The sequence below is a fragment of the Bradyrhizobium sp. dw_78 genome, assembly GCF_018449525.1.
In the GTDB taxonomy this organism is placed as follows: Bacteria; Pseudomonadota; Alphaproteobacteria; order Rhizobiales; family Xanthobacteraceae; genus Bradyrhizobium.
This window is the reverse complement of the sequence record NZ_JAAVUS010000011.1, coordinates 110,753-124,471: the sequence shown is the minus strand read 5'-3', so window position 1 is coordinate 124,471 and position 13,719 is coordinate 110,753. Positions and strand designations below refer to the sequence as shown.

At 60.6% G+C, this 13,719-nt stretch carries 11 protein-coding genes; 4 read left to right on the top strand and 7 right to left on the bottom strand.

Translation table 11 applies throughout. The features are described 5' to 3' along the window. Positions 1-62: 62 nt before the first annotated feature. The 6 genes from HB630_RS24740 to HB630_RS24715 all read right to left on the bottom strand — a co-directional run bounded on the left by HB630_RS24740 (position 63) and on the right by HB630_RS24715 (position 6,920). Entirely contained in the window at positions 63-1,940 is a 1,878-nt protein-coding gene (locus HB630_RS24740; protein ID WP_218626230.1) for an ABC transporter permease, read from the bottom strand. An 88-nt stretch (positions 1,941-2,028) separates the two neighbouring features. Then, entirely contained in the window at positions 2,029-3,150 is a 1,122-nt protein-coding gene (locus HB630_RS24735; protein WP_213775325.1) for an ABC transporter substrate-binding protein, read from the bottom strand. A gap of 228 nt (positions 3,151-3,378) precedes the next feature. Further along, positions 3,379-4,041, bottom strand: a complete 663-nt coding sequence (locus HB630_RS24730; protein ID WP_213775324.1) for an ABC transporter ATP-binding protein — start codon at positions 4,039-4,041, stop codon at positions 3,379-3,381. 68 nt (positions 4,042-4,109) lie between these two features. Next, entirely contained in the window at positions 4,110-4,943 is an 834-nt protein-coding gene (locus HB630_RS24725; RefSeq protein ID WP_213775323.1) for an ABC transporter permease subunit, read from the bottom strand. Then, positions 4,943-5,968, bottom strand: coding sequence for a PhnD/SsuA/transferrin family substrate-binding protein (locus HB630_RS24720; RefSeq protein ID WP_213775322.1), 1,026 nt, complete (start codon positions 5,966-5,968; stop codon positions 4,943-4,945). The genes HB630_RS24725 and HB630_RS24720 overlap by 1 nt, the downstream gene beginning before the upstream one ends. Before the next feature lie 79 nt (positions 5,969-6,047). Continuing rightward, positions 6,048-6,920 (bottom strand): hypothetical protein, encoded by an 873-nt coding sequence (locus HB630_RS24715; protein ID WP_213775321.1) that lies wholly within the window; start codon positions 6,918-6,920, stop codon positions 6,048-6,050. Between the two features lie 332 nt (positions 6,921-7,252). On the opposite strand from HB630_RS24715, the gene HB630_RS24710 reads away from it, so the two are divergent. After that, complete coding sequence (locus tag HB630_RS24710; RefSeq protein ID WP_346656135.1) at positions 7,253-8,608, top strand: amidohydrolase/deacetylase family metallohydrolase; 1,356 nt, start codon at positions 7,253-7,255, stop codon at positions 8,606-8,608. 141 nt (positions 8,609-8,749) lie between these two features. Here the strand turns inward: HB630_RS24710 and HB630_RS24705 are convergent, their stop codons facing one another. After that, complete coding sequence (locus tag HB630_RS24705) at positions 8,750-9,172, bottom strand: DOPA 4,5-dioxygenase family protein (RefSeq protein ID WP_213775320.1); 423 nt, start codon at positions 9,170-9,172, stop codon at positions 8,750-8,752. Between the two features lie 348 nt (positions 9,173-9,520). On the opposite strand from HB630_RS24705, the gene HB630_RS24700 reads away from it, so the two are divergent. The 3 genes from HB630_RS24700 (at position 9,521) to HB630_RS24690 (ending at position 13,715) form a co-directional block, all read left to right on the top strand. Continuing rightward, on the top strand, positions 9,521-10,909 hold the full coding sequence (locus tag HB630_RS24700) for an LLM class flavin-dependent oxidoreductase (protein WP_213775319.1): 1,389 nt from the start codon (positions 9,521-9,523) through the stop codon (positions 10,907-10,909). A 175-nt stretch (positions 10,910-11,084) separates the two neighbouring features. Next, on the top strand, positions 11,085-12,308 hold the full coding sequence (locus HB630_RS24695; protein ID WP_213775318.1) for an acyl-CoA dehydrogenase family protein: 1,224 nt from the start codon (positions 11,085-11,087) through the stop codon (positions 12,306-12,308). A gap of 66 nt (positions 12,309-12,374) precedes the next feature. After that, positions 12,375-13,715 (top strand): LLM class flavin-dependent oxidoreductase, encoded by a 1,341-nt coding sequence (locus HB630_RS24690; RefSeq protein WP_213775317.1) that lies wholly within the window; start codon positions 12,375-12,377, stop codon positions 13,713-13,715. Positions 13,716-13,719: the final 4 nt, after the last annotated feature.

The window sequence follows — 13,719 nt, the reverse complement described above, 5'->3', positions numbered from 1 at the left end:
CACACCGCGAAACGATTTTGACACGTTCTCGACGATAAAGCCCTTCGCCCTGCTTTCCGGCATCATCGCGCCCCCAGCAGGCCCTGGGGCCGCAGCCGAAGAACGACCAGGAGGATCAGGCCGTAAACAATCAGCCGCCAATCTGAAAATCCACGCAGCAGTTCGGGCAGGATGGTGAGGGCAAAGCCCGCGACCGCCGCGCCGGTCATATTCCCGAGACCGCCCAGCACGGCCATGATCACCGTGACAATCGACAGTTCCACCGTGAAGCTCTCGGGGCTGACCACCGTCTGCAGATACGCGAGCAGGCCACCCGCCAGCCCGGCCAGGGCTCCCGAGACGGCGAAAGCGGTCAGAATGTAACGGCGAACCGGAACACCCGCGGTGTGAGCGGCAAGCCGATCCTCGCGGATCGCGCGCCAGACCCGCCCGATCTCGGAGCCGACAAACCGCTCCGCCAGGAACAGGCCCAGCGAGACCAGCGCCAGCACCAGCCAATATTTCTGCGGCAGTCTGACGAGACGGATATTATCGAACAGGACCAGCACCGGCGCCGGCACGTTGGGAATCCCGAGCGGACCGCGAGTCATGGTGTCCCAGTTCAGAAACACCAAATAGCCGATCTGCCCGATCGCCAGGGTCCCGAGCGCAACGGTGTGACCCGACAGACGCAGCAGCGGCAGTGCGGCCAGCATCGCAACGAATGAAGTGATGACGATCGCCGCAATGAGGCTCGCTTCGGCCGGCCATGCGTAAAATCGGGCCAGGATCGCTACCGCATAAGCGCCGATCCCAAAGAAAGCCGAATGCCCGATCGACAGAATGCCGATGGAACCGGACACCAGACTGACGCTGGCCGACAGCAACGCGAAGATCAGGCCATAGCTAACGGCCTGCAGCAAATAACCGCCGGATGACAGGAACGGAAGCGGAGCAAGCGCCGCCCCCAACACGATAAATCCCCAGGCCGGCAGTGCGATCACGCGCTGACGCACCGCTGCGCCGCCCGCGGACGCCAGCAGGCTGGTGCTCGGCGCAGCTCCGGCCGCAGCCGAAGCACCTCCCAACGCTTCCAGACGATGATCGCCAAGCAGACCTTGCGGACGAAACATCAACAGCAGCAGGAGAAGCGCGAAGGCGACGACATCACGATAATTGTCGCCGAGATAACCGCTGGCCAGCGTTTCCGCCACGCCGAGCACGACACCGCCGACCACCGCGCCGGGAATACTGGTCAGACCGCCCAGCAGCGCCGCGGCGAACCCCTTCAACGCGAACGGCAGACCCATTTGTGGAAAGACGCTCTGGAAATAAAGCGCGACGAATATCCCGCTCAACGCCCCCAGCGCCCCGGCCAGCGCGAACGAATATTGGCGCATGGAATCGGTGCGAATACCCATCTGCGCCGCCGCATCCCGATCCTCCGACGTGGCGCGCAGCGCCCGCCCAAGCCACGTTCGGGACAGGAGGATCATCAGCCCTATTGCGGTCAGCAGCCCAAAGCCGAAGATGGCCGCATCCGTTCCCGTAACGAAGGCATCGCCGATGAAGATACGGCTTTCCGCCAGCGGCGACGGAAAGCTCTGGGGCTCCGGCGTCCAGATCATCTCGGCCGCCTGATCGAGGATCATGCTGATGGCCAGCGTGGACAGAAGCGGCGTGATCGCGCTTGCGCCCGACAGCGGCCGCAACACAACGCGCTCCAGGACAGCGCCGAGTGCAGCAACGAGGACAACCGAGATCAGCGCCGCCGGCACCAGCGGCAGGCCAAACCACGCGATCCCCGAAAACGCCAGGAAGGCGCCCAGCATGAACAGTGCGCCTTGCGCAAAGTTGATGATGTTGGCCACACCGAACACCAGGGTGAAGCCGAGCGCGATCAAGGCATAGACTTGCCCGATGACCAAGCCATTCAGGATCTGGCTGAAAAGTAATTCCATTATGGGACCAATAGCAGCGGAGCGGTCACCGCGATCTTGCGGCAACCGCCCGCGACCTCTGGAAGTAACCTGAGATCTCGGCGGCGGACTAAAGGACGGAATAACCGCCGTTATGGATGATGATGATCGTCGGCTTCTTCTCGACACTGCCGCGATCATATTTCGTGATGCCGGTCACGCCCTTGTAGGGCGGCCCGTTGTCGAGTTCGTCGCGGACGGCCTCGCCGGTCAGCGGTTTACCGAACTTCACGACGCGACGGATCGCCTCGATGCCGACATCGGCAGAATCGTAGGCGAGCGCGGCCCACTGATCCGGCTGCCTGCCGTATTTTGCCGCATAGGCCTGCACAAATTCCTTGTTCGAAGGATCGCCCGGAAAGAAGATCGTATGCAGCACGACACCTTCCGCATCCTTCCCGGCGAGTTCGATGAACTGCGGACTGGTCAGAGGCGTCGGACCGCCAGCAGGGATGTTGAGCCCGGCCTGATGTAGTTGCTGAATGAGAATGGCGGCTTCCTGGGCATACAGGTCAAGAAAGACGGCATCCGGCTTGAGCGACTTGATCTTGCTGACCAACGGCCTGAAGTCCTTTGAATTCGGGGCTACCGGCTCGCGCAGGAGCACCTTGCCGCCGGCCTTTTCAATCAACGCGGCGGTTCCGGCGGACGAAAATTGGCCCCTGTCGTCCTGGCTATAGGGGATGACGACGGTTTTGGCCTTCAATTTGTCCAGTATGATTTCGGCATTGGTCTGAGCCAGACTGGTTTCCTGATTGTTCTGGCGAAATTGGTAAGGGCTTTGCTTGGTAAAGTCCGGGTGCGTCACGCTCGGACTGATCTGCGGAATCTTGGCCTCGGCGAAAATGGGTGCCGCCGCCATCGATGCCGTCGTCGAGAATCCACCGATCGCCAGCACAAGCCCCGGCGTGCCGACGAGCTTTTGCGCGATCGTCGCGTCATCTTCCGGCTGGTTACGGTCATCTTCAGTGATAATCTCGATCGGGCGTCCCTCAACGCCGCCGGCGGCATTGACCTGCCCCACTTTCAACTCGATCGCTTCACGGAACCTGACGCCATAGGCAGCGACACTTCCCGTCAACGGAGCAAAAAGGCCGATACGGATCGGGTCCGCGGCAGAAACGGAGGCGGGAGCGGCAAAGACGACGGCGGCCATCGCCGCTGTGACGATTGCCAACGAAACTCGGTTCATATCGCATCACCATAGCTGAACAGGATGTCCCCTTATAGTGAGCGCTCTTGATAAAAGGCGTCCGTTCTTCCCGGAAGCAGGAGCGAATTGTGCCAGATCAAACAACTCTGGCGAAAGATTTTACTCTGGCAAGGACGCGCGAATTTCCCGGGCGTTTGGCGGTGAGAGCATGATTCACATGAAGAAACCGGCTGCCCTTTGAATCTTGCCGGCTCGTAACTGTCCGATCTAGGTGAGCAGGCTCAGGATACGCCTGTGCATGACAAACAATTCCGGATCTTCCGGATGGCGGGGCCGCGGCAAGTCGATCTCTATCGTCGCGATCGTGCAGACGGGCTTGTCACCGAGCACGACGACCCTGTCAGCCAGAAAGGCCGCTTCGAGCATGTTGTGTGTCACGAGCAGGCCGGTTGGAGGCGCTTCGAGCCACATTTCCTGCAACAGCAGCCGTAATCGCCGCGCGGTGAGTTCGTCCAGCGCACTGAAGGGTTCGTCGAGAAGCAAGACTTCCGGTTCGATCGCAAATGCTCGGGCGAGCGCCACGCGCTGGCGTTGGCCGCCCGACAGCACGGACGGATAGACGTCCGCGTAGTCGGAGAGTCCGACCTGCGCAAGCAGGTGCGGCGTGCGCCCGGTGTCGCGTCCGGCAGACCGCGCTATCAAGTTTACATTCGCTTTCACCGTGCGCCAATCCAGCAATCTTGGCTGCTGAAAGACCATGCCGAGCCGTGCAGCATTACCGACAAGTCCGGCATCGATGTCGACGCGCCCGAGGTCGGGGTGCTCCAGGCCGGCCGCGATATGAAGCAATGTCGTCTTGCCGACGCCGGACGGGCCAACCAGGGCGACGAGTTCCCCTTTTTCGATCTCGAGATTGAAGTTGCGCAGCACGTGCTCGAGCCTGACCGAATTGGGACGCCCGAAGCTTTTGTCGATGTTGGAAAATCTGATCGAAGCGCTCATAGCTGAACGACCCGCCGCCAGGCCGTGAAGCGCCGTTCGAGCGTCTGGAGGACGCCGTACTCCAGGGCCACCATGACCGCCCAGAACACAATCGTCCATGCGAGAACCCCGGCGACATTCTGCGAACTGAATTCGGAGTTGAGCTGATATCCGACTCCGTTTGAAAGACCGAAAAGCTCAACCAAGACGATCACCTTCCATCCGAGCGACAATCCGACGCGAGAGCCTCCGATGAGGTGCGGTATCAAGCTGGGAATCCATATGTGAACGAGCTTATCGCGGGTCGAAAGCCTGAAGACGTGGGCCATCTCCACGATTTCCGAATCCACCGCCTGCATCCCTTGCACGACCTGCAGGGTCATCACCGGCGCCACGCCCAATGCGATTGCCACGACCGGCGTCGCCAAGCTTACGCCGAACCAGATCACGCACAGCAGAGCCCAGACAAGCCCCGGTACGGTAAGCCCGAGGATGATCGCGGGATCGCAGAATCGGCGAAACATTGCGCTGTTCGCCGCGGCAATGCCGGCGATCAGCGAGACGACAAAAGCAACGCTGAAGCCCAGCAAGATCCGACCCAGCGTTATTCCGATCTGGCGTATGGCGAAACCGCCGAAGACAAGGCGCCGCACCTCACCCGCCACCTCGCCGACATTCGGAACCAGAGGGCTGGCCGTGACTCGGGCCATGATTTCCCAGAGCCCAAGCAGGCAGACACAAAACAGGATGGAAGGAATCCACAGCGCCACTGCGCGCGCGAGCGCCGATCTTCCTGCAGAAATTTTTAAGGGCCGCTCGTCGGCGGCGGGTTGCTCGGCTATATCGGCCATCATGCCTTTCCAAGCGGCAGACCGTCGTAGAGCGGACGCTCCGGCGTCGCGTCGAGCAGGCCTACTTTGACGGCGATCTCAATTTGCCGATCGATCGAGTTCCAGACATCCTGGTCCCAATCGGTTGGATAAACGTCTGCCAACCTGCTCGGAAGAAGCTCGATGGCTGTGCTCTCCTTCTGTCGAAGCCCCATTTCGCTGGCATATTCGACAAACAATTCCGGATTTCTGCGCAAGGCACCGTTCGCCGCCGCGAACAGACGCGCGACGGACGTCGCGATATGGCGATTCGACGCGATCCAGGAATTTTTGGCGGCAAGTCCGACGAGAAACGGTGCAGCACTGACCCCGGAGGATTGCCTCCATATCTCGCCTATCTTGGCGAGCTCGCGCGCTCCCGCACCGACAGCGCGGGTCGCCGTCGGCTCGACGACGATGATGGCGTCGACGTCGCCGCGGTCGAAGAGCGCCAGATTTGCCGTTGGCGGCCCGAAGAAAACCTCGAAGTCGCGCTCCATATCGATTCCGATCAGCGAAAGCGCCACCCGTGCCTGCTGATACGTCTCAGTGGTTTTCGGCTGGGTTGCGATTTTCTTCCCAACGAGATCCGAGGGTTTTTGATATGGACTGTCTGCCTGGACGATGATGCGGCCATGATTATTGAGTCCCGGGCCGAACAATGTGATGTCGCTACCCCTGCGGGCCAAAGAAGCAAGACCGATGGCTCCGAACAGCCCGACGTCAAGCGACCCGGCGGCAAGCTGTACCTGCATTTGCCCGGGATCGCCGGCGACCCAACGAATATCGAATTCCGAACTGAGGGATGGATCAAGTGTGGAAATGGCAGCTCGCCAAATCGAACCCGCGCTTCCCGGGGTCGACAGGGTCACATTCACGACCGGCTTGGAGGCCGCGGCAGCGGCTGTGACAACAAAGGGACTGGCGGCCAAAGCCGTTATACCGGCCAGAACTTCTCTGCGGCTGGGAGAACGGAACACAGAGCTCCGCTTGGACTTATGCGTCATGATCATTGTCCCCGCCGCGTTGCCTTGTGAGGAGGCCTTTCACCGTCGGGCCCCGGCAGGATCCGACGGGTGTTGAAAGTCAGGAAACGACCAGCGTATCGTGGCTGTTTCTGCCGTCGGTGAATCCGCGGTCTTTCATCCAATGATACGCCGGATCGAACAGATCGTGTGAGTAGCGCTGCGCGTGAATGTAGCGGATGAAACGGCCATCCAGCTCGTCCGCACCAATTTCCTCTTTGGCGATGGCGACGATGTAGTGTGCATATCTCTTGAAGTCGGCGTTGATCAGGTCGACGGCCTGGTCCAGGACTTTGAAATACGTATCGAGATCGAGAGGCTGCAAATCCGGAGAGACGATTTCAGCGCCGCGGTAGAATGTCAGGGCGATTAGGTGTGCGCCTTGTTTTAGCGCCAGGCTGATGAACGGTTCCATCACCGTGACGGCGCGAACCCGCCCTTCTTTCATGGCCTGCAACCGCACTTCTGGTGCGCCGATATGCGTCGTGGCGATGTCGTCCTTGGGGATTGCGCCTTCGAGAAGGCCGATGGTCGTGTAATGAGATCCGGTGAAATCGTTGATTCCAATAGCAACGCCGGCAAGATCGCGCGGCGATTGAATCAGCGGATCGAACGAGACGATGGCCTGGGCGGCGATCGCAGGCCGCAGCGCGGCGATCTTGCCGCGGCCGGTGCCGCGCTCGAGACGGTCGATACCGCCCCATTCGCAGACATTGAACGCTTCGGCGGCCCCCGTCTCGAACAACGCCTCCTTCTGCCGCTTCAGCACGTCGTGTTCATGCTTATCGTGATCCGCATATTTCACGGAGTAGTCGACATCGAGCCCAGCCTTTTCGAACAGGCCATGCTCGAGAGCGACCAGAATTGGAAGGTCGAATACCGGCGGATTCGGTGAAATGCGGATTTTCGTGGCCAAGGTGTTGATCGACGCCATTTTTGTACCTCGGGTTGGGCGCCGCGCTAGCTGCATTGCTTCACCAGATTGAAGCCCGACAACAGCCGCTACGGCGCAGTGGGTGGCGCATCCAAGCTAAGGCAACCTCGCGGGTTATTGGTTTCAAATTGCTTCGCAACGACGAAACGAAATCGCGGCCCGCCTGCCCCATTGGAGAAAGCCGTACTGCGAAAACCAACAGAGCCGCTGCAACGCTGAAAGCGACGGGTCATCTGGCCGCGCGCTTTGATTCCCGTCACGCCTTGCGGACCGGCATGACGTCCCTGAGATTTTAAGGCGGCCATTTCGTTTGGTGGCCATCCAAGAGAACAATGACGTCGCGTTGCCTCGATCAATGCAAAACAATTACGGGAAATTCGGGCTACAGCAAAGGCGAACGGCAAAGAAATGAAGAGAAATCGGGGCCTATCATGCGCAATCCGTCGAGACGCGATTTTTTAATTGGAACCACAGCACTGGTCGGCGCGACCATAGCAGGTCACCGCCCGACTCTCGGCGATACGCCCCAGCCGTTCGATCTCGTAATCCGCGGCGGCGAGGTCATCGATCCGAGTCAGCAGCTCCGAGGCGTTCGTGACGTGGGCATTCGATACGGACAAATCGCGGCAGTCGAAGCCGCGATCGATCCGGCGCTTGCAAAACGCACCATCGACGCCAAGGGCAAATTGGTCACGCCCGGGCTGGTCGACATGCATACCCATATCTATGCCTACGGATCGGCAATTGGCATCCCGCCCGACGAATTGGTCCCGTTCTCCGGCACCACCACTTATGTGAGCGCCGGTGCCGCCGGAGCCAATAATTTCTCTGCATTCAAGCGGACTCTCGTGGGACAATCCCGCAGTCGGGTGTTCACCTTCGTGAACATTTCCACGATTGGACTAGCCGGATTTCCGGTTGGTGAGACAGAAAATATCAAATATGCCGATGCCGACGCGACCGCTCGTACCATCGCCGAGAATCAGGACATCGTGCTCGGGGCCAAGGTGCGCGAAACGCTAGCCATTGTAGGCAACAACGGCATCGAACCGCTCAAGCGCGCCATTGAAGCCGTTGAACTCTCTGGTACCAAAGGCCGGGTGATGTGCCACATCGGCGACGCCCCCGGTGACCTGCAGGTTCTCGTCAACACCCTGCGCCCGGGCGATATCCTTACGCATCCGTACAGCAGTCTTGGCAACAACACCGTGCAGAACGGCAAGGTTCTGCCCGCTTTACTGGAAGCGAAACGACGCGGAGTGCTTATCGACGTCGGACACGGCGCAGGCAGCTTTAATTTTGATATCGCGGAGGCAGCGATCCAACAAGGCCTGACCTTCGACACGATTTCCAGCGACGCGCATGTCGTAGCCGCAAACACGCCGAGCCAACCCTATCTACCGTGGGTCTTGAGCAAATTTCTGGCGCTTGGATTTTCACTTGAGGACGTCATCGCTGCTGCGACAATCAAGCCCGCAACGATTATTGGCAAGGTTGCAAAGCTTGGTACGCTGCAAGTCGGCGCACCGGGAGACGTCTCAATCCTCGAACTCGTCGAGGGGCCTGTACAATTGCTTGATACCTCAAATAACCCCCGCACCGGCAAAGCATACCTCAAGGCGGTACAAACCGTGCGTGAAGGCGTGCCGTTCGGCCGCCCCTATCAACTGCCATTTACCGTGAATTAGAACTGCGCCATGTCAGCTCTCAAGCTCCGCTTTCGGCGGAAACATTCCCGGCTGTTACTACCGCCATGCACGATCTGACATCATGGATTGAGCCAACGGGGACTCGGCCCAGCGTCTTCAATCATAAGCTCACGGTTGCGCTTATGCCGGTTTGACCGGATTGGTGTTCGGCAAGAGTGTCGAATCGACCGCTCCCTCTTCGGGCAAGATTTCGGCATGAACAGCGAGAGGTCGGCCGATCCAAAGCGGATTTGCGGTATGATCCCGATGCGGATTGGCCGTGTTCGGATGCACCAATATGCTCAACGCGCCATGATTGAGCATCAGCCACGGCACCAGCGCGGGAAAGACATCGACGACAAAGGCGACCTGGAACATGGCCTGATCGTGCGGGCCGATCTTCGCATCATGCCAGCGGCCAAGCGTGACGGAAAAGCGTTCGCCGATCCAGGCACGCAGCCGTTCGGCTTCCCCGCGCGTCTGCGGATCGTAATAGACGTGGGCGTGAAAACTGGCGATTTCGCTCAGAGAGCGCGGCAACCGGACGACCGAGGGATCAACCACATCACACCCCACTCAAACCCATGAGATTGGAAGGCGATACCGATCCTGTGTATCATAAGAGCGCATGCCGGCAAAATGCCACGATAACGGCAGGCGCTTCATTTTCTCCATGTCATCGCCGACCAGGCACATTGCGGCCGCAGCACAAATTTCCCCGCAACGGACCCTGAGCAGTCATTCGTTTGCGCCATCAGCATCAGACCGGCAACATCTCTCCATCGATATCTCCTGCTCTCGTTCCAGCTTTGCAAGCAAGGCAGCATACGCTAGTGGATCTTTCGTTCAAAAGGACATCTTGATCGAGTGATGACGTCGGGAATTTAGCTCGACACTTCCGGGAATTTGAGCATGGCAAAGGAAATTCGGCTGAATGCCTTCGCGATGAACTGCGTCGCCCATCAATCGCCGGGATTGTGGACGCACCCGCGCGATCGCAGCAGCGACTATCATCGCCTGTCCTACTGGATTCACCTCGCAAAGACGCTTGAGCGCGGCAGATTTGACGGTCTGTTTCTGGCCGATGTACTCGGCGTCTATGACGTATTCGGCGGCAATGCCGACGCGGCGCTGCGCAACGCCGCACAGGTGCCGGTCAATGACCCGATGCTGCTGGTTTCGGCGATGGCAGCCGTCACCGAAAACCTCGGCTTCGGTGTCACCTGCACGCTTTCCTACGAGCCGCCATATCCGTTCGCGCGGCGGATGTCGACGCTTGACCACCTCACCGAGGGACGCATCGGCTGGAACATCGTGACCGGCTATCTCGATAGCGCGGCGCGCGGCATGGGCAAGGACCGGCAGAACGCCCATGACGATCGCTATGAGGTCGCAGACGAATACATGAAGGTCGTCTATAAATTATGGGAAAGCAGCTGGCAGGATGATGCCGTGCTGCGCGACCGCGCCAGCGGCATCTTTGCCGATCCGGCCAAGGTCCATCGAGTCCACCATGAAGGCGCCAATTACCGTCTCGACGCAATCCACCTGAGCGAGCCATCGCCGCAGCGAACGCCCGTGCTCTATCAGGCCGGAACGTCGCCGCGTGGACGCGAATTTGCCGCCCGGCATGCCGAATGCGTGTTCATGTCAGGTCCTTCGGCCAAGGTCATCGCGCCGCGCGTTGCGACGATACGGAAACTGGCGGCGGAAGCAGGAAGAAATCCGGCCGAAATTCTGATGTTCAGCCTGATGACCGTCATCCTGGGCCGCACCGAGGAAGAGGCTGCCGCCAAGCACGCCGATTTCCGGAACTATATCAGCCATGAAGGCGCCCTGACGCTGATGTCGGGCTGGACCGGCGTCGACTTCTCGACCTACGACCTCGATCAGGAGGTGCGACATGTGCTGAACGACGCGGGACGCACGGCGATGGATAACATCACCCGCGCCGACCCGGACCGGATCTGGACGGTTCGCGAGGTCGCCGAGCATGTCGGCATTGGCGGCATCGGACCCGTGCTCGTCGGCACACCCGAAAAGGTCGCGGACGAAATCGAAGCCTGGATCGAACAGACCGGAGTGGACGGCCTCAACCTGGCATTTGCGATTTCGCCCGAAAGCTTTGAGGACGTCGCTGACCTGCTCGTGCCCGAGTTGACGCGGCGCGGGCGTTACAAACCATCCTACCGCCCCGGAACGCTGCGCGAAAAACTGTTCGGGGCCGGTCGCGCGCGCCTCGTAGAGCCGCATCCCGCCGCCCTGCACCGCTATGGACGGCTCGCGGCCGCCGCGGAATAGACGCGGATGGCGCGCTCCGCAGCAGAGCTTTCTTCAGTTGGATGGCCGCTTCGAAGGTTCGTCTCCGATCCCGGCGAAATACAAAATTGACCCTTCCGATTGCGGCGAAATAACCTTGCTCGCCACACGGTCGAGCGCCGTCCATTCGATGTTTCCGCAAGGCGAGTTTTAAGGCATGACCGCAACATCCACCCAACCTGCGGTCTTCGCAGCCGATGAACGCCTTGTTGCCGGGGCCGACTGGCTCTCGATTGCCGAACAGGTTGCGGCACGTCTGAGCGAAACGGCGGTCGCGCGCGAGCGTGCCGGAACACCGCCGCATACAGAGATTACGTGGCTCAGGGAGGCTGGTCTTCTCACCTTGCTGAACCCGAAGGAGGCCGGCGGCGCCGGCGCAACGTTCACGGATGCGTTCCGCGTGGTGAGAATCCTTGCACGTGCGGACACCTCGATCGCGCAAATCCTGAGCTATCATTATCTGCTGTCGCACAGCGCGTTCTGGCGTGCCGACCAGGAGCAGTGTGAACGCCTTGTCCGGCAATCCGTCGGGCAGAAGTGGTTCTGGGGCGGCGCCTCCAATCCGCGCGACGCGCTCACGATTTTGACCGCCGATGGCGACGGCTTCCGGCTGAACGGCCGCAAGACGTTCGCCTCCAATGCATCGCGGGCCGACCGCATCACCTTGCGCGCGGCCTTCGGCGATGCGGTCGTGCTGATCGCCCTGCCCGGTGCAAATGACGGGATCGTGCATGGCAACGATTGGGACGCTTTCGGCCAGCGGCTGACCGAAAGCGGCAGCATCGAATTCCACGATGTGCGCGTCGAACGAGACGATATTCTCGGACTTTTTCCGCCCAAGCCGGACGCCCCCTTGCCTGCGCTGACGACCCTGGTGGTTCCCATCCATCAATTGCTGTTCGTGAACTTCTACCTCGGGACAGCCGAAGGCGCGTTGCTGGAAGCGAACCGATATATTCGAGCCCAAGCAAAGCCATGGCAAACGTCAGGAGTCGCGCGGGCCAGCGAGGATCCATACATCCTGGAACTATACGGCTCTCTTCATTCCGACCTCCGCGCCAGCATTGCACTGGCTGAAGTCGCAGCGACCGAGATAGAGGCCGCAATCGGACGCGGCGCGGCGCTTGCTCCGGATCAGCGCAACTCGGCGGCCACGACCGTTTATGCAGCCAAGGTCAACAGCACCCGGGTTGCGCTGGACATCACTTCACGCATTTTCGATCTCATGGGAGCACGTTCGACCTCCGCCCGTTACGGTTTCGACCGCTTCTGGCGAAACGTCCGCACCCATACCTTGCATGATCCCGTTGCCTACAAGGCAAGAGAGGTCGGCAACTTCGCGCTGAACGGCAGGATCACATCGGACCCGCTTTATACTTGAAAGAAATGCGTTGGCGGCACCGCGGCTGAAAGCTGCCGCTGATACCTTGAACCTGGAAATCCTCGCATGTCGTCCCGCCAATTGCATCTCAACGTCAATCTTCTGCACTCCGGCGTCTACGCGTCGGCATGGCGGTTACCGGACAGCGATCCGCGCGCCTGTTTCGATGTCGGTCACTACGTGCGCGTCGCGCGCATCGCCGAGCGCGGCAAGCTCGACGCCATCTTTCTCGCCGATACGCCGGCGGTCACCGATCGCATCGACTATCGCCCGTTCATGTCCCTGGAACCGACGATCATTCTGGCGATGATTGCCGCGTCCACCAGCCACATCGGACTGATCGCAACCGCCTCCACGACTTATAACGAGCCGTATAATATCGCGCGGCGGTTTGCGACGCTGGATCACGCCAGCGGGGGACGCTCCGGCTGGAATGCTGTAACCACGGCGGATGCTGCCTCGAGCCGGAATTTCGGCCTGTCCGGCGTGCTGGAACATAAGGCACGCTACGATCGCGCAAAGGAATTTGCCGAAGTCGTTCATGCACTCTGGGATAGCTGGGAAGATGACGCCTTCGTCGGCGATAAGGCCACGGCAAGATTCGTGGACACCTCGAAGGTTCATCCGATCGCACACCGCGGAACATATTATTCGGTGGCGGGGCCGTTGAACGTGCCGCGCTCCCCGCAAGGGCGGCCGATCACGGTGCAGGCGGGCGGATCGAACGACGGCCGCGACCTCGCGGCCGCTCAGGCCGAAGCCGTCTTCACGCTCGCACAGACGATCGACGAAGGCGTGGCCTATGCGCGCGACCTGCGGGCCAGGGCGGCCGCCTACGGAAGACCGGGCGATGCCATCGTCATCCTGCCGGGGCTCGCCACCGTAATCGGCAGCACCGAGGCGGAGGCCAGGCGGCGGCAGGATGAACTCTGGGAACTCGTCCCCATCGAGTACAGCCTCGCGCGCCTCGCCGGCACGCTCCAGATCGATCCCGCACAACTCAAACTCGACAAACCGTTGCCCGATCCGTTGCCGCTACCGGCCAACGCCAACCACACGATGTTCAATGGCACCGTTAACCTGGCGCGCCGCGGAAACCTGACCGTCCGCGAACTTCTCCGGGCGCTCGGAGGCGGCGTCGGCCATCGCATCATCGTCGGCACGCCCGAGCGCATCGCTGACGACATCGAGGCATGGTTCAGGGCCGGCGCGGCCGACGGCTTCAACCTGATGCCGGACGTGCTGCCAGACGGACTCGAAGCGTTCGTGGAGACGGTGGTGCCGATCCTGCAAAACCGCGGGTTGTTCCGTAAAGAATATGCCGGATCTACCTTGCGCGACCATTTCGGTCTGCCAAAACCGCCGAGCCGGTTTGCAAAGCGGGCATCGGCGGCAGCCTCAGCGTGAAGAT

What these genes read in the sequence shown, in the direction of transcription:
- HB630_RS24740 (WP_218626230.1), bottom strand. Translation starts at nt 1,940, where the DNA reads ATGGAATTACTTTTCAGCCAGATCCTGAATGGCTTGGTCATCGGGCAA.
- HB630_RS24735 (WP_213775325.1), bottom strand. Translation starts at nt 3,150, where the DNA reads ATGAACCGAGTTTCGTTGGCAATCGTCACAGCGGCGATGGCCGCCGTC.
- HB630_RS24725 (WP_213775323.1), bottom strand. Translation starts at nt 4,943, where the DNA reads ATGGCCGATATAGCCGAGCAACCCGCCGCCGACGAGCGGCCCTTAAAA.
- HB630_RS24720 (WP_213775322.1), bottom strand. Translation starts at nt 5,968, where the DNA reads ATGACGCATAAGTCCAAGCGGAGCTCTGTGTTCCGTTCTCCCAGCCGC.
- HB630_RS24715 (WP_213775321.1), bottom strand. Translation starts at nt 6,920, where the DNA reads ATGGCGTCGATCAACACCTTGGCCACGAAAATCCGCATTTCACCGAAT.
- HB630_RS24710 (WP_346656135.1), top strand. Translation starts at nt 7,253, where the DNA reads ATGACGTCGCGTTGCCTCGATCAATGCAAAACAATTACGGGAAATTCG.
- HB630_RS24700 (WP_213775319.1), top strand. Translation starts at nt 9,521, where the DNA reads ATGGCAAAGGAAATTCGGCTGAATGCCTTCGCGATGAACTGCGTCGCC.
- HB630_RS24695 (WP_213775318.1), top strand. Translation starts at nt 11,085, where the DNA reads ATGACCGCAACATCCACCCAACCTGCGGTCTTCGCAGCCGATGAACGC.
- HB630_RS24690 (WP_213775317.1), top strand. Translation starts at nt 12,375, where the DNA reads ATGTCGTCCCGCCAATTGCATCTCAACGTCAATCTTCTGCACTCCGGC.